At 70.4% G+C, this 24,109-nt stretch carries 23 protein-coding genes; 16 read left to right on the top strand and 7 right to left on the bottom strand.

Features of this window, described 5'->3' with window-relative positions:
* Together ACWEBX_RS19010 and ACWEBX_RS19005 are read right to left on the bottom strand one after the other, a co-directional pair.
* A partial coding sequence (locus tag ACWEBX_RS19010; RefSeq protein ID WP_451885983.1) for a recombinase family protein occupies positions 1–347 on the bottom strand: 347 nt, incomplete at its 3' end.
* A gap of 354 nt (positions 348–701) precedes the next feature.
* The gene (locus tag ACWEBX_RS19005) at positions 702–1,328 is read right to left on the bottom strand and encodes a MerR family transcriptional regulator (RefSeq protein WP_451885986.1); all 627 of its coding nucleotides are present in this window, start codon (positions 1,326–1,328) and stop codon (positions 702–704) included.
* A 302-nt stretch (positions 1,329–1,630) separates the two neighbouring features.
* Between ACWEBX_RS19005 and ACWEBX_RS19000 the strand changes: the two genes are divergently transcribed.
* The 4 genes from ACWEBX_RS19000 (at position 1,631) to ACWEBX_RS18985 (ending at position 5,526) form a co-directional block, all read left to right on the top strand.
* Entirely contained in the window at positions 1,631–3,187 is a 1,557-nt protein-coding gene (locus tag ACWEBX_RS19000; RefSeq protein ID WP_451885982.1) for a flavin-containing monooxygenase, read from the top strand.
* Entirely contained in the window at positions 3,184–4,203 is a 1,020-nt protein-coding gene (locus ACWEBX_RS18995; protein ID WP_451885981.1) for an alpha/beta fold hydrolase, read from the top strand. Before ACWEBX_RS19000 ends, ACWEBX_RS18995 begins: the two co-directional genes overlap by 4 nt.
* Positions 4,200–5,084 carry an SDR family oxidoreductase gene (locus ACWEBX_RS18990; protein WP_451885980.1) on the top strand — a complete coding sequence of 295 codons (885 nt, stop codon included), beginning with the start codon at positions 4,200–4,202 and terminating at the stop codon, positions 5,082–5,084. The genes ACWEBX_RS18995 and ACWEBX_RS18990 overlap by 4 nt, the downstream gene beginning before the upstream one ends.
* Positions 5,085–5,307: 223 nt before the next feature.
* Positions 5,308–5,526, top strand: a complete 219-nt coding sequence (locus tag ACWEBX_RS18985; protein ID WP_451885979.1) for a hypothetical protein — start codon at positions 5,308–5,310, stop codon at positions 5,524–5,526.
* Between the two features lie 291 nt (positions 5,527–5,817).
* Here ACWEBX_RS18985 and ACWEBX_RS18980 read toward each other — a convergent pair whose 3' ends face one another.
* Complete coding sequence (locus tag ACWEBX_RS18980) at positions 5,818–9,393, bottom strand: S41 family peptidase (RefSeq protein ID WP_451885978.1); 3,576 nt, start codon at positions 9,391–9,393, stop codon at positions 5,818–5,820.
* A gap of 358 nt (positions 9,394–9,751) precedes the next feature.
* Between ACWEBX_RS18980 and ACWEBX_RS18975 the strand changes: the two genes are divergently transcribed.
* Positions 9,752–10,342 carry a TetR/AcrR family transcriptional regulator gene (locus ACWEBX_RS18975; protein WP_451885977.1) on the top strand — a complete coding sequence of 197 codons (591 nt, stop codon included), beginning with the start codon at positions 9,752–9,754 and terminating at the stop codon, positions 10,340–10,342.
* Between the two features lie 160 nt (positions 10,343–10,502).
* Positions 10,503–12,719, top strand: coding sequence for an MMPL family transporter (locus ACWEBX_RS18970; RefSeq protein WP_451885976.1), 2,217 nt, complete (start codon positions 10,503–10,505; stop codon positions 12,717–12,719).
* A 105-nt stretch (positions 12,720–12,824) separates the two neighbouring features.
* Here the strand turns inward: ACWEBX_RS18970 and ACWEBX_RS18965 are convergent, their stop codons facing one another.
* A complete protein-coding gene (locus ACWEBX_RS18965; RefSeq protein ID WP_451885975.1) occupies positions 12,825–13,181 on the bottom strand; it encodes an SsgA family sporulation/cell division regulator in 357 nt (118 codons plus the stop codon).
* Positions 13,182–13,492: 311 nt separating this feature from the next.
* Here ACWEBX_RS18965 and ACWEBX_RS18960 point away from each other — a divergent pair, with 311 nt between their 5' ends.
* The 6 genes from ACWEBX_RS18960 to ACWEBX_RS18935 all read left to right on the top strand — a co-directional run bounded on the left by ACWEBX_RS18960 (position 13,493) and on the right by ACWEBX_RS18935 (position 18,336).
* Positions 13,493–14,545, top strand: coding sequence for an energy-coupling factor ABC transporter permease (locus ACWEBX_RS18960; protein WP_451885974.1), 1,053 nt, complete (start codon positions 13,493–13,495; stop codon positions 14,543–14,545).
* Between the two features lies 1 nt (position 14,546).
* Positions 14,547–15,308, top strand: a complete 762-nt coding sequence (cbiQ, locus tag ACWEBX_RS18955; protein WP_451885973.1) for a cobalt ECF transporter T component CbiQ — start codon at positions 14,547–14,549, stop codon at positions 15,306–15,308.
* Positions 15,296–16,063, top strand: coding sequence for an energy-coupling factor ABC transporter ATP-binding protein (locus ACWEBX_RS18950; protein WP_451885972.1), 768 nt, complete (start codon positions 15,296–15,298; stop codon positions 16,061–16,063). Before cbiQ ends, ACWEBX_RS18950 begins: the two co-directional genes overlap by 13 nt.
* Positions 16,060–16,533 (top strand): MarR family winged helix-turn-helix transcriptional regulator, encoded by a 474-nt coding sequence (locus tag ACWEBX_RS18945; RefSeq protein ID WP_451885971.1) that lies wholly within the window; start codon positions 16,060–16,062, stop codon positions 16,531–16,533. The genes ACWEBX_RS18950 and ACWEBX_RS18945 overlap by 4 nt, the downstream gene beginning before the upstream one ends.
* A 161-nt stretch (positions 16,534–16,694) precedes the next feature.
* A complete protein-coding gene (locus tag ACWEBX_RS18940) occupies positions 16,695–17,099 on the top strand; it encodes an organic hydroperoxide resistance protein (RefSeq protein ID WP_451885985.1) in 405 nt (134 codons plus the stop codon).
* A gap of 76 nt (positions 17,100–17,175) precedes the next feature.
* Positions 17,176–18,336: a serine hydrolase domain-containing protein gene (locus ACWEBX_RS18935; RefSeq protein WP_451885970.1), complete on the top strand. Its 1,161-nt coding sequence runs from the start codon at positions 17,176–17,178 to the stop codon at positions 18,334–18,336.
* Between the two features lie 26 nt (positions 18,337–18,362).
* Here the strand turns inward: ACWEBX_RS18935 and ACWEBX_RS18930 are convergent, their stop codons facing one another.
* Positions 18,363–19,757 (bottom strand): condensation domain-containing protein, encoded by a 1,395-nt coding sequence (locus ACWEBX_RS18930; RefSeq protein ID WP_451885969.1) that lies wholly within the window; start codon positions 19,755–19,757, stop codon positions 18,363–18,365.
* A gap of 388 nt (positions 19,758–20,145) precedes the next feature.
* Here ACWEBX_RS18930 and ACWEBX_RS18925 point away from each other — a divergent pair, with 388 nt between their 5' ends.
* Positions 20,146–20,847, top strand: coding sequence for a chaplin family protein (locus ACWEBX_RS18925; RefSeq protein WP_451885968.1), 702 nt, complete (start codon positions 20,146–20,148; stop codon positions 20,845–20,847).
* A gap of 309 nt (positions 20,848–21,156) precedes the next feature.
* Here the strand turns inward: ACWEBX_RS18925 and ACWEBX_RS18920 are convergent, their stop codons facing one another.
* Both ACWEBX_RS18920 and ACWEBX_RS18915 read right to left on the bottom strand, forming a co-directional pair.
* A complete protein-coding gene (locus tag ACWEBX_RS18920) occupies positions 21,157–21,441 on the bottom strand; it encodes a hypothetical protein (protein ID WP_451885967.1) in 285 nt (94 codons plus the stop codon).
* A gap of 72 nt (positions 21,442–21,513) precedes the next feature.
* Positions 21,514–22,107, bottom strand: a complete 594-nt coding sequence (locus ACWEBX_RS18915; RefSeq protein ID WP_451885966.1) for a hypothetical protein — start codon at positions 22,105–22,107, stop codon at positions 21,514–21,516.
* 461 nt (positions 22,108–22,568) lie between these two features.
* Between ACWEBX_RS18915 and ACWEBX_RS18910 the strand changes: the two genes are divergently transcribed.
* The 3 genes from ACWEBX_RS18910 (at position 22,569) to ACWEBX_RS18900 (ending at position 24,014) form a co-directional block, all read left to right on the top strand.
* Positions 22,569–23,045 carry a hypothetical protein gene (locus ACWEBX_RS18910; RefSeq protein ID WP_451885965.1) on the top strand — a complete coding sequence of 159 codons (477 nt, stop codon included), beginning with the start codon at positions 22,569–22,571 and terminating at the stop codon, positions 23,043–23,045.
* A 183-nt stretch (positions 23,046–23,228) separates the two neighbouring features.
* A complete protein-coding gene (locus ACWEBX_RS18905) occupies positions 23,229–23,510 on the top strand; it encodes a hypothetical protein (protein ID WP_326787257.1) in 282 nt (93 codons plus the stop codon).
* Positions 23,511–23,729: 219 nt separating this feature from the next.
* On the top strand, positions 23,730–24,014 hold the full coding sequence (locus ACWEBX_RS18900) for a hypothetical protein (protein WP_451885964.1): 285 nt from the start codon (positions 23,730–23,732) through the stop codon (positions 24,012–24,014).
* Positions 24,015–24,109: the final 95 nt, after the last annotated feature.

Genomic DNA, 24,109 nt, shown 5'->3' with positions numbered 1-24,109 from the left:
GTGTCGCCGTCCGGCCGCGTCGAGACCACGAGCGGTTGATGCTCCTCGGGCAGGCCGAAGACGAGTGTCGTTGCATGCTCCTGACCCCACTCGATCAGCTCGGACATGTGCACGACGGATCGCACGGCGCGGTCCACATGCGACCACACGATGGCGTCGTACTCGTCCGGGCGCCGCAGCCAAGACGACAGCGAGGGTCTCTCGAAGGGGGACAACGTGTGCGCCGATACTCCGAGATCTGAGGCTTCGGCGATCAGCGTGAAGCCCATCTGCTCGGTGCACAGTTGGATCGCGGTGCGCTGCCTGCCGGGTGAGGTGGTTACCTCGGTGAGGCAGCTGAGGCGCACGGCGCCGAGAGCTCGTCGGCGCTGGGTGGGACTTGAAGGCGGCAGGGATGGGTGAGCACTACTCTTGGGCACGTCGGCGCTCCGCGAAGTGTCGGCCGTACCCCGGGGCTGGTAGGACAGCCGCCGGGGCCTTTTCGATCTCACTCTCGGGCCGCGAACACGCGTCTGTCCTTCATTGATCGGAAAGTACTTCGATGGGGTGAACCGCACGTCGGGGGACTCGGTGTTCCGTCGGCGGTTCCGGGGCTGCCCTGAATACGCTGTGTTGCCGTCCAGCGCTCTGCATACGAAGACGGCGATATCCCTCGCTGGGTTGAACGACCGGCCGACCCGGCAGCCCTTCCCGGGTACGGACTAGGCCCGGGGATCCCGTAGCCGGCGGTCCATGGCCATCGACAGTTCCGCTTCCACCACGCTCTTGGCCAGGGGGCGCAGGCGCTGGAGGTCGTCGGGGGTGCGGTCCTCGGTGAGGACCAGTGTGGTGAAGAGTTCGGCCAGGGCCTCGGTGTGCTCGCGTACGCGGCGGGCCGCCGTCAGGACGTCCGCGAGCGGTATGCCCTCGCGGACCAGGGCCGCCGAGACGTCGAGGAGGCGGCGGCTGATGTGCACGATCTCGCCGCCGTCCGTGCCGAGATAGCCGAGGTCGAGCGCCGCGGCGAGGTTCTCGCCGGTCGCCTGGCCCACGAAGACGTCGGCCAGTTCCTCGGGGGAGAGGCGGACCGGGGTCTCCTCGCTGGGCTCGCCGAGCCCGAGCAGTTCGCCGACGTCACGGCCGTGGTCGAAGGCCTCGGCCAGTTCCGCGATGCCGTTCAGGGTGTGGCCGCGTTCCAGCAGCGCCGAGATGGTGCGCAGCCGGGCCAGGTGGGTGTCGTCGTACCAGGCGATGCGGCCCTCGCGCCGGGGCGGCGGTATGAGCTTGCGCTCCCGGTAGAAGCGCAGTGTGCGCACGGTGATGCCGGCCTTCTCGGCCAGTTCCTCCATGCGGTACTCGCGGCGGCCGGGCTCCGGCGCGGAGCGGGCGGTGCCGGTGGGCGGCCCGGGGTCGGGTTCCGGGGCTCCGCGCGTCGCGTCCGGCCGGCGCCCGCCGGACTTCCGCGTCGCCGCGCCCCCTGTCCGCGTCTCCGCGCCGCGCTTTCCTGATCCCTCGGCCACGTCCGCACCCTACGTCGTACCCCCGGTAACTTTCCCGGTCGCGACCCCTACCCATGAGTACGAAGCTGCTCTACCCTCCCGATTGTGCCAGTGTTCACTGGCGTGGTCGTGCGGGCTAGGGAGGCGTCGGGATGACCGAGCACGAGCATGTACGGGTGGCGGTGATCGGGTCCGGGTTCGGGGGGCTGGGCGCCGCCGTACGGCTGCGACGCGAAGGGATCACCGACTTCGTGGTCCTGGAACGGGCCGGCGGCGTCGGCGGCACCTGGCGCGACAACAGCTATCCCGGGTGCGCCTGCGACGTCCCCTCGCATCTGTACTCGTTCTCGTTCGCGCCCAACCCCGAATGGCCGCGCACCTTTTCCGGGCAGGAGCACATCCGCGCGTACCTGGAGCACGTGGCGGACGTCTTCCGGCTCCGGCCGCACCTGCGGTTCAACTCCGAGGTCACGATGATGACCTGGGACACGGACAAGCTCCACTGGCGCATCGAGACCAGCAGCGGATCCCTGACGGCGGACGTCGTGGTATCCGCGACCGGGCCGCTCTCCGACCCCAAGATCCCCTCGGTCCCGGGGGTCGACACCTTCACCGGCAAGGTGTTCCACTCGGCCCGCTGGGACCACGACTACGACCTGCGCGGCAAGCGGGTGGCCATGATCGGCACCGGCGCCTCCGCCATCCAGATCGTGCCGGCGATCCAGCAGGACGTCGCCCGGCTGACGCTGTTCCAGCGCACCCCGCCGTGGGTGATGCCGCGGGTCGACCGGGCCATCAGCGGCGCCGAGCGGTGGCTGCACCGGCGGCTTCCCTTCACCGCGCAGGCCCGGCGCGGACTGCTGTGGGGCATCCGGGAACTCCAGGTGCAGGCGTTCACCAAGCGCCCCGACGAACTCGGCCTGGTCGAGCGGCTCGCCAGGCGGAACATCTCACGCGCCGTCAAGGACCCGGAGCTGCGCGCGAAGCTGACGCCCGACTACCGGATCGGCTGCAAGCGCATCCTGCTGTCGAACGCCTACTATCCGGCGCTCACCAAGCCGAACGTGGACGTCGTCGCTTCCGGGCTCGACCGGATCGAGGGCTCCACGCTGGTCGCCGCCGACGGCAGCCGGGCCGAGGTCGACGCGATCGTCTTCGGGACCGGCTTCCACGTCACCGACATGCCGATCGCCGAACGGGTCGTCGGGGCGGACGGCAGGACGCTGGCCGAGTCGTGGAAGGACGGCATGAAGTCGCTGCGCGGAGCCACCGCGGCCGGCTTCCCCAACTGGATGACGATCACCGGACCGAACACCGGGCTCGGGAACTCCTCGATGATCCTGATGATCGAGTCCCAGCTCAACTACATGGCGGACTTCGTACGGCAACTGGGCGTCCTCGGGGGCCGCGTGGCGCTCGACGCCCGCCCCGGCGCCGTCGACGCCTGGAACCACCGGGTCCAGGAACGCATGAAGCGCACGGTGTGGAACACCGGCGGCTGCACGAGCTGGTACCTGGACGCCAACGGCGTCAACACGACCGTGTGGCCCGGCACGACGACCGAGTTCCGGGGCGCCACGCGCCGCGTCGACCTGGGGGAGTACGACGTGCTGCGCGCGGGCGAACCCGCACCGGGAGAGACGCCGGAGGCCGCCCCCGAGCCGCGTACGAAGAGCACCCGCGAGAAGAAGGTGGAGGCAGGCGCGTGAGCCGACCGACGCACGAGGCACAAGGGGCGTACGCGCCTCCCGTACCGGCGCGGGAACTGATCGCGCACTCCGCGGACGGCGCGCGACTGCACGTCGAGGTGCACGGCCCCGAGGACGCGCCCGCCGTCGTCCTCGCGCACGGCTGGACCTGCTCTACGGCCTTCTGGGCGGCCCAGATCCGGGACCTCGCGGCCGACCACCGCGTCATCGCGTACGACCAGCGCGGGCACGGACGCAGTCCCGCGAGTGACGCGTGCAGCACCGAGGCGCTCGCCGACGACCTGGAGGCGGTGCTCGCGGCCACCCTCGCGCCGGGCGAGAAGGCCGTGCTCGCGGGCCACTCCATGGGCGGGATGACGCTGATGGCGGCCTCGGCGCGGCCGCGGTTCCAGGAACACGCGGCGGCGGCGCTGCTGTGCAGCACGGGGAGTACGCGGCTCGTGGAGGAGTCGCGGGTGCTGCCGTGGCGTGCCGGGCGGCTCCGGACGCGTCTCACCGGGGCCGTGCTCGGCTCGCGCGCACCGCTCGGGCCCGTCACGCCTGTTGCCCGGCGGATCCTCAAGTACGCGACCATGGGGCCCGGTTCGTCCCCCGTGATGGTGGACGCGTGCGCGCGGATCGTGCACGCCTGTCCGCGTACCGTGCGCCACGCCTGGTCAGCCGTGCTCGCCACGCTCGATCTCGACGCGGGGGTACGGCAGTTGAGGGTGCCGACCGCGGTGATCGCGGGCAGCGTGGACCGGATGACACCGGTCGTGCACGCGCGCGCCCTCGTGGCGGCGCTGCCGAACTGTGTCGGCAGCACCGAGCTGCCGGGCCTCGGGCACATGACTCCGGTGGAGGCGCCGGAACTGGTGACCGCCCGGATCAGGGAACTCGTCGCCACGTACGCCGTGGAGACCGCGCGAGCCGAACAGGCCGAGCGGATCGCGGAGACCGCAGGAATCACGGAGACCGCAGGAATCGCGGAGACCGCAGGAATCGCGGAGACCGCAGAGATCAAGGAGGGCGCATGAGCAAGGTGAGCCTGGAAGGGCAGGTCGCCGTCGTGACGGGGGCCGCACGCGGTGTCGGTGAACTCCTCGCCCGCAAACTTTCCGCGCGCGGGGCGAAGGTCGCGCTGGTCGGACTGGAGGCCGACGAGCTCAAGCGGGTCTCCGAGCGGCTGCGCGGCGAGAGCGACCACTGGTACGCCGATGTCACCGACCACGAGGCGATGGCGCGGGTGGCCCGGGAGGTCGAGCAGCGGTTCGGGAAGGTGGACATCGTCGTCGCGAACGCCGGTGTCGCGAGCGGCGGGCCCTTCGTGGACTCCGACCCCGTCGCCTGGCGGCGGGTGATCGAGGTGAACCTGATCGGATCGGCCGTCACCGCGCGGGCGTTCCTGCCGGCGCTGACGGCGAGCCGGGGCTACCTGCTGCAGATCGCCTCGCTGGCCGCGATGACCCCCGCCCCCATGATGTCGGCCTACTGCGCCTCCAAGTCCGGTGTCGAGGCGTACGCGCACAGTCTGCGCGCCGAGGTCGGCCACAAGGGCGTCCGTGTCGGCGTCGGGTATCTGTCCTGGACCGACACCGACATGGTGCGCGGAGCCGATCAGGACGACGTGATGCGGGAGTTGCGGCAGAGGCTGCCGTGGCCGTCCAACAAGACGTATCCGCTGGGGCCGGCCGTCGACCGGATCGTGGCCGGCATCGAGCGCCGCTCCAGCCATGTGTACGCGCAGTGGTGGCTGCGCGGGATGCAGGGGATCCGGGGGTACCTGCCCGGTGTCATCGGGTCGGTCGGGCAGCGCGAGATGCGGCGGTTCGAACCGCGCCTCGGCGCGGTGCGGACCGGGCTGGTCGGGGCCGGCGGGGCGGCCGACGAGCAGGAGCGGAAGTCGACGGCTCCCTGAGGCGGGCGGAGGCGTCCCGGAGGCGTCCCGGAGGCCTGCCGAGGGCCCGCACAGGGCTTCCGGCGGGCCTCCGGAACACGTCCCACCGGCGTGTCTCACGGTGAGTGACTGACCGAAATGCGTGCTGTGTTCCTGCGTGTCAGTCTGGTCGAGGCCCGGACCTTCCCCACTCCGAGGGGGAGATCGAGGGCCGAATCCCTCACCCGCAACAGGAGTGAATCTCATGAGCATGCAGGACCAGTTCAAGGACAAGGCCGAGCGGATGAAGCAGCAGGGCAAGCCGCAGGCCAAGACGAAGACGCGCCCCGAAAGCCGCCACCCCGAAGGCCGCCAGGACGAGGCGAGCCGTCGTGCCCCGGCCGGCCGTGACGGCGCGAAGCCGGAGCCGGAGCGTGCTCAGCGGGAGGCCCAGGACCGCTTCGACCAGGACTACGACGTCTGACCGAAGCACCTGCCAGGCCTGCTCGGCCTGAATGAATGGGGCGCCCTCCTCCTGGAGGGCGCCCTGTTCGCGTGCCCGGTCTTCATGCCCGGTCTTCCTTCATGTCCGGTTTTCATGTCCGGCATGGATGTCCGGCTTTTATGTACGGCCGCGCCGGGCCGAGTCAGCTCCGCCAGCTCCGGGCTACGCCCGGGCCGGACTGGGGCGACTCGTCGGAGCCGGGAGCCGGGAGCCGGGAGCCGGGAGCCGGGGGCCGGTTCGCCGCTCCGCTCCGGTCGGGCCGGTGTCGGGTCAGTCCGGCCTCGGGGGGAGCTTCGGCCGTCGTCGGTCGGGCACGTCCGAGTGGTCCGGCGGCGAGGCCGCGGGGTGGGTGCGCAACAGGTCGAGGGAGAGCTGGATGGCGTCGTCCAACTGGGCGTGACGGCCCTCCGCCCAGTCGAGCGGGGTGCGCAGGATCTCCAAGTCCGGTGCGACACCGTGATTTTCGACGGACCAGCCGTACGCGTCGAACCAGGCGGCGTTCATCGGCACCGTGATGACCGTGCCGTCGCCGAGGCTGTGGCGGCCGGTCATGCCGACGACGCCGCCCCAGGTGCGCTGCCCCACGACCGGGCCCAGCTTCAGCAGTTTGAAGGCGGCGGTGATCATGTCGCCGTCGGACGACGTCGCCTCGTCGGCCAGCGCCACCACCGGGCCGCGCGGGGCGTTGGAGGCGTACGACACCGGCTGGGCGTCACGGGTGAGGTCCCAGCCGAGAATCGTGCGGGTCAGCTTCTCGACGACGAGTTCGCTGATGTGGCCGCCCGCGTTGCCCCGCACGTCGACGATGAGGGCCGGGCGCGAGACCTCCATCCGCAGGTCGCGGTTGAACTGGGCCCAGCCGGAGCCGCCCATGTCCGGGATGTGCAGATAGCCGCAGTGACCGCCGCTCAACTCCCGTACCACTTGGCGGCGTTTGGCCACCCAGTCCTGGTAGCGCAAGGGGCGTTCGTCGATCAGCGGGACCACGGCCACCCGGCGGGAGCGGCCCTCGCCCTCCGCCGGGGTGAAGGTCAGCTCCACCGTCGTGCCGCCCGCGCCCGCGAGCAGCGGATACGGTCCGGTGACCGGGTTCACCGGACGTCCGTCGACATGGGTGAGGACCGCGCCCTCGCGGATCCCGGCCCCGGCCAGCGGTGAACGCGCCTTGGAGTCGGAGGAGTCGCCGGGCAGGATGCGCTTGAGCATCCAGTTCCCGTCACGGCAGACGAAGTTGGCGCCCAGCAGGCCCTGCCAGCGCTGGTACTGGGGCGGGCCCTCGTTGCGGCGCGCCGGACTCACGTACGCGTGCGAGGTGCCCAGTTCGCCGAGCACCTCGCGCAGCAGGTCCGCGAACTCGTCGGGGGAGGAGACCCGTTCGACCAGGGGACGGTACTGCTCCAGGATCGCGTCCCAGTCGATGCCGCACATGTCCGGGTCCCAGTAGTAGGCGCGGATGATGCGGCCCGCCTCCGCGTACGCCTGGCGCCACTCGGCGCACGGGTTCACCTCGTGCAGGATGCGGCGCAGATCGATCCAGACGGTGGAGTCGCTGTCGCCGGACTCGGTCGACGGGACGGCGCGCAGGTCTCCCTCGTCGACGACGACCAGCCGGGAGCCGTCGCCGCTCACGGCGAACCAGTCGAGGTGGTCGACGAGTTCGGACTTCTTCGCCTTGGTGATGTTGAAGAACTCAAGGGTCGGCCGGCCGGTCGTGTCGTCGGGGTTGGCGAACGTCTCGCCCAGCGCGCCGGAGATCGGCCAGCGCAGCCAGACCAGGCCGCCGCCCGCGACCGGGCGCAGCGCCGAGTACTTGGAGGCGGTGACCGGGAAGGGCGTCACCCGGCTCTCCAGGCCTTCGAGCTCGACGGTCGTCGCGGTGCCGTCGCCGGACCCGTCCTCGACCGGGTCGAGCCCCCCGGCGACGGGCCGCCCGTCGGGGTTCAGCGCGAACGGGGAAGGGGTGGCGGAGGACAGGGGGACGAGGTAGGGGCGGCAGCCGAGGGGGAAGGACAGGTCGCCGGTGTGCACGTCGTACACGGGGTCGAAGCCGCGCCAGGAAAGGAAGGCGAGATAGCGGCCGTCGCGCGTGAACACCGGATTCTCGTCCTCGAAGCGGCCGTTGGTGACGTCGACGATGAGGCGGTCCTTTATGCGGGCCATCTTGATCTGCCGCAGGGAACGGCCGATCCCGGGGTGCGACCAGGTCAGCCAGGCGCCGTCCGGTGAGAAGGCGAGGTCCGTCACCGGCCCGTTGATGGACCGGATGAGCTCGGTGACCTCACCCGCCCCGCTCGTCGGGGCGCCACCGGATTCCACCCCGGCCCCGGTCCCCGCCCCGTCCTCGTCCCCGTCCTCCGTCCCGTCCTCGGGCCCGTTCCGCGAGGCGTCGCCGGACCCACCAGACCTACCAGAACCACTGGCCTCGTCGGCCCCACCAGATCCACCAGCCCCCTCAGCCGCTTCGACCTCCCCGGATTCCCCGGCTTCCCCGGATTCCCCGGCTCCCCCGGTCTCCCCGGATTCATCGGTCCCCCCGAGCCCATCGACCCCATCGAGTTCCTCCAGCCCGCCCAGTTCGGCACCCTCCCCCGGCTCCTCCGTGGCGTCGAGCAGCAGCAGGCGTCCGTCGTTCGAGGCGATGGCGAGGCGTTCGCCCTGCGGGTCCGACACCAGTTCCTGTACGCGTCCCAGCCGGCCGGAGGCGAGGCGACGCGGCTCGCGGGCGCCGGTCGCGCGGGGCAGGTAGGCGATCTCGACGGCGTCCTCGCCGTCCGCGTCGGTGACGTAGGCGACCTGGCCGCCCGAGCCGAGCATCTCCGGCAGCCGGACCCGTACGCCCGGGGTGTCCGCGATGGTGCGCGCGGGCCCGTCGCGATGGGTGAGCCAGTACAGGCTGCCGCGTACGACGACGGCGCTGGCCCGGCCCGTCTCGTCCACGGAGATGCTGTCCACGTGCTGCGCGGCCGGCACCGGGTACGTACGCCGTCCCGCGCGCGGACCGCCCAGCAGGACATCTAGGCGGCGGGGGACCGACTCGGGGGAGAGGTTGTCGACGATCCACAGATCGCCCGCGCACTGGTAGACGATCCGGGTGCCGTCCGAGGAGGCGTGCCGGGCGTAGAAGGCGTCGTGATCGGTGTGGCGGCGCAGGTCGGAGCCCTCGTACGTGCACGAGTAGAGGTTGCCGATGCCCTCGTGGTCGGAGAGGAACGCGATCCGCCCGTCGACGAACATCGGGCAGGCGAGATGGCCGCCGAGTTCGGCGACGAGTTGTCTGCCGTGCAGCCAGATACGGCCCATGGCCCCGCCCCGGTAGCGCTTCCAGGCGGCCGGTTCGTGCGGTGGGGTGCCGGTGAGCAGCAGGGTCTTCCGCTCGCCCGCGACGTCGGCGACGCCGATGTCCGAGACCGGGCCCCAGGGCTGTTTGCGGCCGGGGTCGCCGTCGGTGGGGACGGAGTAGGCCCAGGTGAAGTAGGAGAAGGGCTGGCCATGCGAGGCGACGGCGAGGATGTCGCCCTCGGGGGACCAGCCGCACACCTGGGTGTCGGCGCTGCCCCAGTAGGTGAGCCGGCGGCCCGGTCCGCCGTCCACCGGCGCCAGATGGATCTCCGGCACGAGGCTCCGCCAGCTCGTGTACGCGATCCGCCGGCCGTCGGGGGAGAAGCGGGGGTGGCCGACCTTCGTACGGTCGACGGTGAGCCGCCAGGCGCGTCCGCGGCCGTCGAGCGGGGCCAGCCACAGGTCGTCCTCGGTGACGAAGCACAGCCGGTCGCCGCTCAGATGCGGGAAGCGCAGATAGCCGGAGGAGTTCTCGTCCGTGGTCGCGTTCTCGTACTCGTCGCTCACCTCCCCATGCTTTTCCGCTGGAGTGGCCCCGGCAACTCGTGGCGCCGGGGGCGCGTTGTGGGACGTGGGTGCGGGCGGGGATACGGAAGGTGCGCGTGGGGGCGCGTACGTTCCCGTACGCGCCCCCACGCTCGCCCCCACACGCGCCTCCTCACGCGCCCCGCCACGGCCCCACTCGCCCCGCGCCGGTCCCACCAGTCCTACCGGTCCCACCGATCCCATCGGCCCCCGGCCGTGCGCCCCGCCTCGTCCCGGCGTGACCCAGCACACGTACGAAACGGTTTCGTTTCGCTGGTGTCCCGGGGTATCTTCAGGGACATACGAATCCATGTCGTCCGAAGCGGGAGAGGTGAGTGGGATGACTGAAGCCGCAACGGCGCGTCGCAGTCGGATCACGCCCGAGCGTGAAGCCGAGCTGTACACGGCCGTGCTCGACCTGCTTCGGGAGGTCGGCTACGACGCCCTCACGATGGACGCCGTCGCGACCCGCACCCGTTCCAGCAAGGCCACCCTCTACCGCCAGTGGGGCGGCAAGGCCGAACTCGTCGTGAAAGCACTGCGGCACCAGAAGCCGCTGAAGTTCTCCGACCTGGACACCGGGAGCCTGCGGGGCGACTTCCACGCACTGACCCTCCGGCAGGACGACTGCCAGATGGAGCGGGACTCCGCGCTGATGCGGGGCCTGGCCATGGCGGCGCACTCGAATCCGGATCTGCTGAAGGCGTTCCGGGAATGGCTGATCGAGCCGGAGATGGAAGAGCTGCGCATGGTCCTCCAGCGCGGTGTCGACCGAGGTGAGATCCGTGCGGACAACCCGGCGATGGAGTACGTGATGCACATGCTCATCGGCGCCTTCGCCGCCCGCACCATGATCGACGAGCTCCCACCGACACAGGCCTTCCTGCATTCGTATGTCGACGCCGTGGTTCTCCCCGCTCTCGGCGCCTGACGTCCCGCACCCGACCCCGCACCACCGCCACCTCTTCTCTGCAGATCTCTGCAGTCGCACCTGACGCGCCGCTCACGTCGTCGGGCTGATCCCCCCTGCCCCCACACGGGTGATCACACCAGCCCCTGCCCTTCCACGACCTGACCGGGAGTACGCCCTCGTGGCCACGTTCCTCTACAAACTCGGCCGTCTCGCCTTCCGGCGCCGGCACTTCGCCGCCCTGATATGGGTGGCCCTGCTGACGCTCGCGGGTGTCGGCGCCGCCTCCGCGCCCGTCGCGGGATCGTCCTCCTTCTCGATCCCCGGCACCGAGGCGCAGAAGGCCTTCGACCTGCTGGAGAGCCGCTTCCCCGGGATGAGCGCCGACGGAGCGACCGCGCGGGTCGTCTTCAAGGCGCCCGCCGGCGAGAAGATGGCCGACAAGGACAACAAGTCGGCGGTCGAGAAGGCCGTCAAGGTGCTCGGCACCGGTTCCGAGGTCACCTCCGTCAGCGACCCGTTCAAGACCCAGGCGGTGAGCAAGGACGGCTCGGTCGCCTACGCCTCGGTGAAGTACGAGGTCTCCGGCATGGAGCTGAAGGACGCCTCGAAGGACGCCCTGAAGGCGGCCGCCGAGGACGCGCGGCACTCCGGACTGACCGTCGAGGTGGGCGGTGACGCGCTCCAGGCGACGCCCGAGACCGGTTCCAGCGAGGTCATCGGCATCGCGATCGCCGCGGTCGTCCTCGTCATCACCTTCGGTTCCCTGATCGCCGCCGGACTGCCGCTGCTGACCGCGCTGATCGGCGTCGGCATCGGCGTCTCTACGATCACCGCGCTCGCGAGCGTGCTCGACCTCGGCTCCACCACCTCCACCCTCGCGATGATGATCGGCCTCGCGGTCGGCATCGACTACGCCCTCTTCATCGTCTCCCGCTACCGGGCCGAACTGGCCGAGGGCCGCGAACGCGAGGAAGCGGCCGGACGCGCCGTCGGCACTGCGGGTTCGGCCGTGGTCTTCGCCGGACTGACCGTCGTGATCGCGCTGGTCGGACTGTCGGTCGTCAACATCCCGATGCTCACGAAGATGGGTGTCGCCGCGGCGGGCACGGTCGCCGTCGCCGTCCTCATCGCCCTGACCATGATTCCCGCGCTGCTCGGCTACGCGGGCCGCAGGGTCCAGCCGGCCGGCCAGAAGAGCAGGCTGCTCGGCGGCGGCCGTGCCGCCAAGAAGCAGGGCAAGCCCAATATGGGCACGCGCTGGGCGAGCTTCGTCGTCCGCCGCCCGCTCGCGGTGCTGCTGCTCGGCGTGGTCGGCCTCGGCGCCGCCGCGGTTCCGGCCGCCTCGCTCCAGCTCGGCCTGCCCGACGACGGCTCGCAGCCGGTCTCCACCACCCAGCGCCGGGCCTACGACCTGCTCTCCGAGGGCTTCGGGCCCGGTTTCAACGGTCCGCTGATGGTCGTCGTCGACGCGAAGGCGAGCGACACCCCCAAGACGGTGTTCAGCACCGTTCACGACGAGATCAAGGACCTCAAGGGTGTCGTGAGCGTGAGCCCGGCGGCCCCCAACAAGGCCGGGGACACCGCGATGATCACGGTGATCGCCGACTCGAAGCCGTCCTCCGTCACGACCGAGGACCTGGTCCACAAGATCCGCGGCACCGGTGCCGACATCAAGGCCGAGACGGACGCGACCGTGCTCGTCACCGGCTCCACGGCCATGAACATCGACTTCTCGCAGAAGCTCAACGACGCGCTGATCCCGTATCTCGCGCTCGTGGTCGGTCTCGCCTTCCTGCTGCTGATCGTGGTGTTCCGTTCGATCCTCGTTCCGCTGAAGGCGGCCCTCGGCTTCCTGCTCAGCGTGATGGCGGCCCTCGGCGCGGTCGTCGCGGTGTTCCAGTGGGGCTGGCTGTCCGGCCTGATGGGCGTCGAGGAGACCGGCCCGATCATGTCCATGATGCCGATCTTCATGGTGGGCGTGGTCTTCGGTCTCGCCATGGACTACGAGGTGTTCCTCGTGACGCGCATGCGGGAGGCCTTCGTCCACGGTGAGAAGCCCGGTCAGGCGATCGTCACCGGGTTCAAGCACGGCGCGCGGGTCGTCACGGCCGCCGCCGTCATCATGATCGCCGTGTTCTCCGGGTTCATCGGCTCCAGCGAGTCGATGATCAAGATGATCGGCTTCGGTCTCGCCATCGCCGTCTTCTTCGACGCGTTCGTCGTCCGGATGGCACTCGTCCCGGCGGTGCTCGCCCTGCTCGGCAAGCGGGCCTGGTGGCTGCCGAAGTGGCTGGACCGCGTGCTGCCGAACGTCGATGTCGAGGGCGAGGGCCTGCGGGCGCTCGAGGAGAAGCCGCGTGACGGGGACCACGACCGCAAGCTGGTCGGGGTCTGACCCTCGGACGCTTCCGCGGTCCGACCTCGGCTCCCGCGGCCGGACCGTTCACCCGAGAGACCTCGCCGACGCCTCGGCGAGGTCTCTCGGGTATGTGCCGTTCCTCTAGTGCGCCACGGGCGTGGCGGCCATGTACGTACGGCGGAGGAACCGCATGAGCGCCTTCGTGTCGAGCTGGACGACCGCCACCCCTTGCGCCGAGTGGAACTCCAGGACGGCCTGGACACGGCCGCACGGCCAGATGCGGACCTCGCCGCTGTCGACGGGGACACGCAGACCCCGTTCCAGGAGTTCGCGGTCGAAGGTCCACTCGTGCGGGCCGGGCAGCGTGACGCACACCCGGCCGGGATCCGCCTCCGGGTCGTACCGGAGGGCCACCGGGACGGCCCGGTGTTCGTCGTCGAGGGAGTCGGCGGTGTCCGTCACGATATGAGCGCGGGCGTACTGTTCGACGGCGTGCATGTACCGACTCCTTACGCTGCGTCACCTATGTGGAAGATGTGAATTCCGTCACCATTCCAATGTCGCACATCTCGCGGAAACCGCTCTCCGGCCGTCCGTGACCCTCCCTCAGGGAACGCCTGCCCGCTCGCGGCGGGTCCATGTGCGCGGCGGCCGCATTCACCCCCGGCGGTCCGGGCTCCGAGGCCGGCGGACCGCTCCCGCGCGCCCGTTCGCCGCCGGTGAACTGCTCCCGTACGCCTGCCTGTCGCATGTTGTTCGCGTGTCCGCGCTCTTGCAAGTCATTCGCAACAAGGCACTATCATCGGACGGTGCACGTACCTGACGGATTCATCAATGCCCCGGTCTCCGCGGTCACAGGCGTGGTCGCCGCAGGCGCCGTCGCCGTGAGCCTGCGGGGTGCCCGCCGTGAACTCGACGAACGGACCGCGCCGCTCGCCGGCCTCGTCGCCGCGTTCATCTTCGCCGTGCAGATGCTGAACTTCCCGGTCGCCGCGGGGACCAGCGGACATCTGCTCGGCGGCGCCCTGGCCGCGATCCTCGTCGGACCCTTCACGGGCGTCCTCTGCGTCTCCGTGGTCCTGCTCATGCAGGGCATCCTCTTCGCCGACGGCGGGCTCACCGCGCTCGGCGTGAACATCACCGACATGGCGATCGTCACCACGGTCGTCGCGTACGCCGTCTTCCGCGGCCTGGTGAAGGTGCTGCCCCGCACGCGGCGCTCGGTCACCGTCGCCTCCTTCGTCGCCGCGCTGCTCTCCGTCCCGGCCGCCGCCGTCGCCTTCACCCTCATCTACGCGGTCGGCGGCACCACCGACATCGCACTCTCCAAGGTCGCCACGGCCATGGTCGGCGTCCACGTCCTCATCGGTATCGGCGAGGCCGTGATCACGGCGCTCACCGTCGGCGCCGTCATCGCCGTACGGCCCGACCTCGTGTACGGCGCCCGCGGCCTCCAGCAGCGCCTCAAGCTGCGGGTGAACGGGGAACTCGTCGACACGCCCACGGCCGCCCCCGCCCCCGTCGCGGCCCGCTCCTCGCACCGGAAGGTGTGGATCACCGGCCTGGTCACCTCCCTCGTCCTCGCCGGGTTCGTCAGCTTCTACGCCTCCGCGAGCCCCGACGGCCTGGAGAAGGTCGCCAAGGACAAGGGCATCGACGCGAAGGCCAAGGCCCACGCCTCCGACGACTCGCCGCTCGCCGGATACGGCGTCAAGGACATCTCCGACGCCCGGCTCTCCGGCGGTCTCGCCGGGGTGATCGGCGTCGGCGTCACCGTCGTCGCGGGCAGCGGCGTCTTCTGGGCGGTCCGCAGGCGCCGTACGGCCGACACCTCGCCCGCCTCCGTGCCGGAAGGCGTCTGAGGTGGGCGCGGGCCACGCCCACAAGCTGTACGTGCACGGGCACTCGCCCGTGCACGCCCTGCCGCCGCACACCAAGCTCGCCGCCACCCTCGCCTTCGTGGTCGTGGTCGTCTCCACCCCGCGCGAGGCGATGTGGGCGTTCGCGCTGTACGCCGTGCTGCTGGCCGTGGTCGCCCACCAGGCCCGCGTACCGGCGGGGGTCCTGCTGCGGCGGCTCCTGATCGAGATCCCGTTCGTCGCGTTCGCGGTGCTCATGCCGTTCGTGGCGGAGGGCGAACGGGTGGACGTGCTGGGCCTGTCCCTGAGCCTCGACGGCCTGTGGGGCGCCTGGAACGTCCTCGCCAAGGGCACCCTCGGCGTCGCCGCCTCCGTCCTGCTGGCCTCCACGACCGGACTGCGCGAACTGCTCCTAGGCCTGCAACGGCTGAAGCTCCCGCCGCTCCTCGTACAGATCGCCTCCTTCATGATCCGCTACGGCGACGTCATCACCGACGAGATGCGGCGCATGCGGATCGCGCGGGAGTCGCGCGGCTTCGAGGCGAGCGGAGTGCGCCACTGGGGGGTGCTCGCGAAATCGGCGGGCGCGCTGTTCATCCGCTCCTACGAACGCGGGGAACGCGTGCACCTGGCCATGGTGAGCCGGGGGTACGCCGGTTCCATGCCCGTCATCGACGAGGTGACCGCGTCCCGGGCGCAGTGGTCGTACGCCCTCGCCCTTCCGTTCGCCGCCCTTGTCGTATGCCTGTTGGGATGGACCCTGTGACGCCTGCCGCAACTTCCCTGGAGGTCTCCGGCCTCGCGTTCGCCTACCCGGACGGGCACCAGGCCCTGTTCGGCGTGGACTTCCGGATCGGGCGCGGCGAGCGCGTCGCCCTGCTCGGCCCGAACGGCGCCGGCAAGACCACCCTCGTCCTGCACCTCAACGGCATCCTGACCGGCGGCGCCGGAACGGTGACGGTCGCCGGACTCCCGGTCGGCAAGCGGAACATGGCGGAGATCCGGCGCAAGGTCGGCATCGTCTTCCAGGACCCGGACGACCAGCTCTTCATGCCGACCGTGCGCGAGGACGTCGCCTTCGGGCCGGCCGCCGCGGGTATGAAGGGCGCCGAACTGGAGGAACGCGTCCGCACGGCGCTGGAGCGCGTCGGCATGGAGGCCTTCGCCGACCGCCCGCCGCACCACCTGTCCTTCGGGCAGCGGCGCCGGGTCGCCGTCGCGACGGTGCTGGCGATGGAGCCGGAGATCCTCGTCCTCGACGAGCCCTCCTCCAACCTCGACCCCGCCTCCCGGCGTGAACTCGCGGACATCCTGCGCTCGTTGGACGTCACCGTCCTCATGGTCACCCACGACCTGCCGTACGCCCTCGAACTGTGCCCCCGCTCCCTCGTCCTCAGCGACGGTGTGATCGTCGCCGACGGCGCGACCGGTGACGTCCTCTCCGACGACGGGCTCATGCGCACCCATCGTCTGGAGCTTCCCTTCGGGTTCGACCCGCGCTCCGTGACAATGGGGGCGTGACGAAACAAGAGGACGTCGGGCCGCCGGCCGGGTCGCTGCTGCTCGACGACCAGTTGTGCTTCGCCCTGTACGCCGCCCAGCGGGCCGTGACAGCGGCGTACCGCCCGCTGCTGGACGAGCTCGGCCTCACCTACCCGCAGTACCTCGTCCTGCTGGTCCTGTGGGAGCGCGGCGAGACCACGGTCAAGGAACTGGGCGCCGCCCTGCACCTCGACTACGGCACGATGTCGCCGCTGCTCAAGCGGCTGGAGTCGGCGGGGCTCGTACGCCGTGAGCGCTCGGCGCACGACGAACGCTCGGTGCGTGTCGCCCTCACCGGGCGTGGCGAACTGCTCAGGGAGCGCGCGGAGGACGTACCGCAGGCGCTGCTCACGGCGACCGGCCTGAGCGAGGGCGACGTCGCGCGCCTGCGCGAGGAGCTGCGGCGGCTGGCCGAACGCGCGGAGGGCGCGGCGGCTCGCGGGCGCTGACAGTTCGTCGCCGCCCGAGGCTTCCCGAGGCCCATACCGACCGGTACCTTGTGCACGATACATTTGTGCGCGATGCGCCTGTGTGAGCTTCTGTTGCCCACTCCGGGGGAGGTCCTGCCGTGATCGACGGCGCCGTTGTCGACACCCGTCCGACGAAGATCATGTATGTCGCCGAGGCGACCGCTCACGGCGGCCGCAACGGCCATGTGACCAGTCAGGACGGGCAGCTCGAACTGAAGGTGGCGATGCCGCCGGCGCTGGGCGGCGACGGCAATGGCACGAACCCCGAGCAGCTCTTCGCCGCCGGATTCAGCGCCTGCTTCCACAACGCCCTGGTCATGGTCGGCCGTCGCGCGGGCCTCGATCTCTCCGGCTCCACCGTCGCGGCGAAGGTCGGGATCGGCCCCAACAAACTGCGCGGCTACGGACTCGCGGTCGCCCTGAGCGTCTCGCTCCCCATCGTCGACGAGGACGTGGCGGCGAAGCTCGTGGACGCGGCCCACGAGGTCTGCCCCTACTCGAACGCCACCCGCGGCAACATCGAGGTCACGATCGTGCTGGGCTAGGCGCCCTAGGAATCGAAGGCCGCGGACGCGTGTTGCACTCATTGTCGGTAGAGGTGAGGCGACAGGGAGCGCGGGCGTGGACGTGAACGGCACAGTGACGGAGGGCTTCGAACCGGTCAGGGAGGCGTTCGCGGCCAACTTCGCGACGCTGGGGGACCGGGGCGCCGCCGTCACCGTGTACCGCGACGGACACAAGGTCGTCGACCTGTGGGGCGGCACCCGTGACGTCGACGGCACCGAGCCCTGGGAACGCGACACCGCCCAGATCGTGCGCTCCGCGACCAAGGGCGTCGCCGCCGCCGTACTCCTGCTGCTCGCCCAGCGAGGACGGCTCGACCCGGACGCGCCGGTCGCCGCCTACTGGCCCGAGTACAAGGCGCACGGCAAGGAGCACACGCGCGTACGGCATCTGCTCGCGCACCGGGCCGGGGTTCCCGCCGTCGACCGCCCGCTCACCCCCGCCGAGGCCGCCGACCCCGACCTCACGGCCGCGGCCGTGGCCGCCCAGACACCCGCCTGGGCGCCCGGGGCCGCGCACGGGTACCACGCGCAGACGTACGGCTGGCTGACCGGCGAGCTGGTCCGGCGCGTCACCGGGCGCACGATCGGCCGGTGGATCGCGGAGGAGCTGGCCCGGCCCCTGGACCTCGACCTGTGGGTCGGGCTTCCGGAGGCGGTGGCCGGCCGGGTGGGCCGGGTCGCGCAGACCGAGGCACCGGCCACGCCGGGCGGCCTCAAAACCCGCCCCAAGCGGGCGGTCTCCGACGCGTACGCCGACCCCGGCAGCCTCACCCGCCGCGCCTTCGCCGCGATCACCCCGATGCCCGACGAGAACGATCCCGCCTACCGCGCCGCCGCTCTGCCCGCCTCGAACGGCATCGCGACCGCCGACGGCCTCGCCCGCTTCTACGCCGCGCTGATCGGGGAGGTGGACGGCGTCCGGCTGTTCACACCGGAGACGCTGTCGGCCGCGCGCTCGGAGCAGTCCGCGGGACCCGACCGGGTCCTCGTCGTCAACACCCGCTTCGGACTCGGCTACATGCTCCACGGCGGAGCGTCGCCGCTGCTCTCCCCGGGCTCGTTCGGCCACCCCGGCCGCGGCGGCGCCCTCGGCTTCGCCGACCCCGAGTCCGGCATCGCCTTCGGCTACGTCACCAACGGCTTCCGCAAGAGCGTGACGGCGGACCCACGGGCCCAGTCCCTGATACGAGCGGTACGCACGGCCATCACCGCGTGACCGCCCCGGCGACGCGCATCACCGTCCTACGACGTCGAAAGGATCGCGGGACGAACCGAGACGATCAGCTCTCGAAGTTTCTCGACATAGAGGCGTACGTTCTTGGAAGCGATGTCCGTGTCCGGGTGGCGGCACGCGATCCACAGCCCCTCGGGCAGCCGGTTGACCCAGGCGCACACCTGATCGCCGTACGACACACGGAGCAGCCCGTACGCCTTCTGTTCGCTCCAGTCGGCCGAACCGGGAATGAGGCGGGCGTCCACGTACGAGACGATCGAGTACAAGTCGGGTGATGTGGGGCGGAAGTCTTCGCCCAGGAGGCGCAGTACCCGGGCCAGAGGAATGCGCGCCAACGACCGATTGGCTTGCAACTGGGCCCGGACCGAGGCGAGCGCGGCGTCGAAGTCCCGTGCCGCGGGTACTTCGATCGGCGCGCCGCCGACATACCAGCCCACGGAGTCCGACCATGCGGACTTCAGCCGGGTGTGGAACGGCACGACCGTGCGGTAGACCGGTTGCCCACCGAGTTCGTGGACGATCAGACTGGTCGCGGCCAGCATGCCCACCAGGCTTCCGCCATAGGGACGGCAGTACGTCTCGAACGCCGCGGCCGCGTCCGCGTCGACGAGCGGCTCACGCATGAGCTTCTGGACGGGCAGTGCGTCGCCGGGCCGCAGGCCCAGATCGACGGGGAACTCCGGAAGCCTTCCGTCGCACCGGCCGATGAACTCCCGCCAGCGCGTGACGATCGCGTGTGTGTCGTCGATGGCGTTCGCGTTCGCCCGCTCCTGCTCGCAGAAGTCCACGTAGCTCGCGACCGGTGTGGCGGTGAGGGGCTGCCCCGCGACATGCGCCGTGTACAACTCCCGCACCTCGTAAGGGATGCGCTGCAGCGAGTAGGCGTCGACGTTGGTGTGGTCGAATGCCAGATACACGCTGGTGGAGTCCTCGCGGACGACCGCCGCGTAGAGGAGATTGGGCCAGTCGAGAGCGTCCGCCGCCTCGTCGAAACGGTCTTGCAGACGCTCGGCCAGCAGGTTCGCGTCGGTGAAGTCGCCCACCACTTCGCGGTGGAGCGTGACATCGGCCGGGTCGAGAGTGAACCGGTGCATCTCGTCGCCCGCCCACCTGAACCCGCTGCGCAGCGTCTCGTGGCGCAGTGTCCAGCCGCGGAGGGCCTGTTCCAGCATGTCGAGGTCCACGTGGCCGGGCAGGTCGAAAGCCGCACCCAGCCAGGTCGGCACGAACAAGCCCCCCTCGCGCACCGACCGCGCCGTTCTGATGTGTGACTCCTGGATGTACGCCGGCGGCCGCGGATCCGTCGGCAGCACCGTCGCCGCCGCGACGGTCGCGGGACTGAACCCCCACTCCACAAGCCGTCCAGGCCGGACCTCGCAGCGCTGAATGTCAGAAATTCGCACAGTGGCGTCTCCTTGTCGGAAATCACAGGCTTGATCACCGTGGAGTCGGTGTGCGGGCGCCGTCTGCCGTTTCGCCTGCAAATCAGCAGAAGGTGTGGCACGTCGAACGGCAAAGCGACCCGTCCATGGCCATCGCCCGGGCAGTCAACGGCCGTTCATGTGCCTGCCTGTCGGGACTGCCGCGTGCCGGGGCGAGTTGTGGACCGCCCTCACCATGGCAAGCGCGACGAGTCGTCGAACCGACAGTCACATGATCGATGGTCTCTGTCGGGCCTTTTGGACCAGCGCAGAGACTTGGAAAGGCGGTACGCCATAACCCTGTTGCGGTTCCGGCGTTTGCAGATGTGCGGGTGAGTACCCGCAGTGATGCTCAGGAAGGTATGGATCCATGAGACGGGTTACTCGAAACCGTGTGCTCGCTGTTGCCACCGCGTCCGGCGCGATGGCCGTGGCTCTTCCCGCGTCCGCCGTCTTCGCGGCCGGCGGTGCCGACGCCGAGGCCACGGCGGCCGGTTCGCCCGGGGTGCTCTCCGGGAACAACCTCCAGGTTCCGTTGTCCGCGGCGGTGAACCTCTGCGGCAACACGGTGGACGTCGTGGGGCTGCTCAACCCGGCCGTGGGCAACGTGTGCAAGAACAAGGAGACGGCCGAGGCCGACCGTGCGGAAACCGACCGCGGATCGGACACGTCAGGCCGAGCCTCGGCTGACGGCCGCGTCACGGACTCGCCCGGGCTGATCTCGGGCAACGGTCTGCAGCTCCCGATCGATCTGCCGGTGAACGTTTCCGGGAACAGTGTCAACGCGGCCGGCGTGGGCAATCCGGCGATCGGCAACCAGTCGGTCAACGGCGGTGACCACGCTCACCCTCACGTCACCCGGACGACTCCGGCCCCCGAGCCCTCGACCGCGACGCCCCCGGTCTCGCGAACCCCGGCCCCCCGGCAGCAGGCCGCTCCGGACACCCCGGACACGGCGACGTCCACGCTGGCCCACACAGGAGCGGATCTGGCCGGCCCGGCCCTCGCCGGCGGCGCCGTGTCCGTCCTCGCGGGTGCGGTCCTGTACCGCCGCTTCCGCCCAAGTCGCTGACCTGGATGCCCGTACGGCCCCATCGAATGTGTTTGGTGGGGCCCGGCGGGCTGTCGGTGCCCGTCCGCCCTCCGCGCCATGGCACCGACGTGAGCACCCCGCCACCGGAGCAGCTCGTGCGGCACGCGATGGGCCGTGAGGAACGCACGAAGGCGGCGCGAACGCTTCATGCGTCCACGCCGCCTCCGTGCCATGCGATGCAGAGGTGCCGCCGGTCAAATCAACGGGAATGCGGGTAACAGACCCTGCGCCACGCGAAGAAGCAGTGGCACCGCGCCGACGGAACGAAGGGGGCGAGCGAGCGGTCGGTCAGAGCGCCCGGCTGTTGCACCCCATCTCGGAACCGAGGTGGCTCTTCTGCGCACCCGCGGCCCCTTCGCCGTTCAGCAGGTTCCCGGCCAGGCCGGTGAGGGCGCCGACGCTGCCGAGCACCTCGATGTTCATGTCGTGCGAGCGGCACTCGACGCCCTGCGTGATGTCGATGCTGTCGCCGTCGTGGCCCGAATCGCCGTATGCGGAAGCGGTGGTGGCACCCAAGGAGCCGATACTGCCGATGAGGGCGCCCAGAAGAACGACCTTGTGCAACGTGCGCATGTGAAGCTCCTTGGAGGAAATGCGAGGTATCTGACCCGTTGAGTCAGGACTGCGGATGTGCGGGGCGGGCTGTCAGCCGAGTTGGGGAAGTCCCAGTTGTCCGACCGGAGGGGCCGCGATCTGCCCGAGGGCGACCGGAGCCAGTTCCGGTGCGCTCGCGGGCGTGATCGTCGGGTTGACGAGCGGGTTCACCTGAGGGTTGAGCTGCGGGTTCACCTGGGGGGCGACCATCATCGGCGGCTCTGCGCCGAGTACCGGGGGTACCGCTACCTGCGGGGCCACCTGCGGCATGACCTGCGGCATGACCTGAGGCACGACCTGCGTCGGCTGCGCGGGTGCGGCCTGAGCGAACTGTGCGGGTGCGGCCTGCGCCGGCTGTGCGGGTGCGGCCTGAGCGAACTGTTGCGGGTTCTGCGAGCTGGAGGCCTGGGCCGTTCCCTGTGACGAGGCCGAGGCCGAGGCGAATCCGGTCTGTTGTGGTCCTGACGGGGCGGCCTGTGGGGCTGGTTGGGGGGCCGCGATCGGAGCAGCCGACTGATCCGGAACCGACGCCGGGGTGGTGCCGATGCGCCCCTCCGGTGAGTCGGCATAGCTGCCGCCGGCGCCGATGCCGGCCAAACCGCTGGCCGCCGCCATGACGAGCGCGGCCTTGTGAAGCTTCCGCATGAAACCCTCGGTCCTTCGTTACCTGAGATGTGAGTCCATTGCATTCAATGCGGTCACGCGTGCAGTTGGTGCGTCACTCGCATCGCGCCGGAGGCTACGGTTGTCTCGAGGAGCACGCGGACTTCGTATCGGAGCCGGCAGCGGATCCTCCACCTGTCCACGGTTTACGGCCGCTGCCCGCACCTCCGGGGAACGAGGTTTCGGCGCCGTGGACACGGCACTCGACGGGGCGTCACCCGTTTGCCGTCAGCCGACCCGGGCGTCTCGGCTCGCACGCCGTATCAAATGGGTGACCGCACCCCCGCACCCGTTGCGCGGCCATGTTCCTTTCGTTCCCCACGGGGCGATAGGGATGGTCCATCGCGGCCGAATGGAGCAGAGGGACTGCGAAGACTGCGCTGCCCATCGGCACATCAGCTTCCGTGCACAGGTCAATTGAAGGGCCGAGGAAACCCATGCGTATGCTTCACAAGATCGCGCTCGTCGCCGCAACAGCCGGCGGCCTGTCCGGCGTCGGCGCCGGCGCAAGCTTCGCCGTCACCCCGGCGGCCCCCAACGGCTTTGCGCCGCACCCGGTCTCGCAGCCCGACGCCCAGGCGGCCTCGGCGTCCTCCGCCCAGGCGACCACGCGGGGCTATGGCTCGTCGGCTCCGCAACAGTTGGCACCGTCGCGTGGCACCCAGGTCTCCCCGCAGGTCAACCCGCAGCTGAATCCGCAGCTCAGCCCGCGGCTCTCTCCCGAAGCGCCGCCGAGGCAGCAGCAGAGCGCTTTGGCGGGGCAGGCCAACCTGTTCCGTCCGTACCAGGAGTGCAGCCCGCAGACCCTGCTCGATGCGAACGTCCCGGTTGCCCTGCTCGGCGCGGCCCAGACCCGGGGCGTCGAGTGCACGCAGGCCAACAGCCAGACGAATTCTTTCGCCAACGTGCAGCAGCACTGACGGAAGACCGCGTCATTGCCGGGTACGCACCGGAATCGACGCACCCTGCGATTCAGCCTTTCGGTGCTTCTGGGACATAAAGCCAGCGTGTTGTTGTCCATTCCGAGGCTTTTGTCGCTATTGTTCTGCTCGTAACCGCGATCTACCCACAGATCGCAAAACTCACCCCCACACGGAGATAAAATGCGCAAGCTTCGCAACGTTGCGGTCCTGGTCGCTGCCATCGGCAGCATCGGACTCGTTGGCGGCACGGCCTACGCCGGCGGTCACGGCGAGGGTGGCGGCGACCAGTTCAGCGTCACGCAGAGCTCCAACTGCAAGTCGCACGACCTGAACCTCGACGTCCTCGGCCAGGTCGGCGTGCTGAACGGCCTGCTGGGCAACGCCCTCAACGGCGAAGGCAACCCCGGCGCCCAGTCCACCTCCCTCGGCTCCACCATGGGTTGTAACAACAGCGCCTTCTGAAGTCCCCTCAGGCGTTGAAGACGCCTGACCATGAACGGTCCCGGCACTGGGCCCCAGGCAAAGTGCCGGGACCTTTCACGTGCGTCAAACCACTTCCGAGGCGGCCCAGCGTGGCGCTGGACCCTTCCGGGCACCCCGTTTTGGCGCCGTTGAGTCCTTCGCGTCACACAAAGGCGATCCTTCGCGGATCGCCTTCACCTCACTTCTTCCGGAGATGACATGCGCAAGCTCCGTACGGTCGCCGTCCTGGTGGCCGTCCTCGGAAACGTCGGGCTTCTGGGTGCCAGCGTCGCCCACGCGGATCAGGGCTGGGACAGGGGCGACAGCCTCAAGGTCTCGCAGCACAGCACCTGTCAGTCGCACGACCTGAACCTTGATGTCCTCGGTCAGGTCGGCATCGGCAACGGCCTGGGCGGCAACCTGCTGGGCGGCGAGGGCAGCCCGGGGGCCCAGAAGACGTCGCTGGGCTCGACCGCGGGCTGCAGCAACACGTTCGGCGGCTGAGTCCCGGTTCCGAACGTAGCAACGGCCTTCGCCTGATCCTGTACTCCGCCACGGAAGCCCGGGATCAACGCGAAGGCCGTTGCCATGAGGCTGTC

The organism is Streptomyces sp. NPDC005070 (genome assembly GCF_053600395.1).
This window is presented reverse-complemented; position numbering and strand designations above follow the sequence as displayed.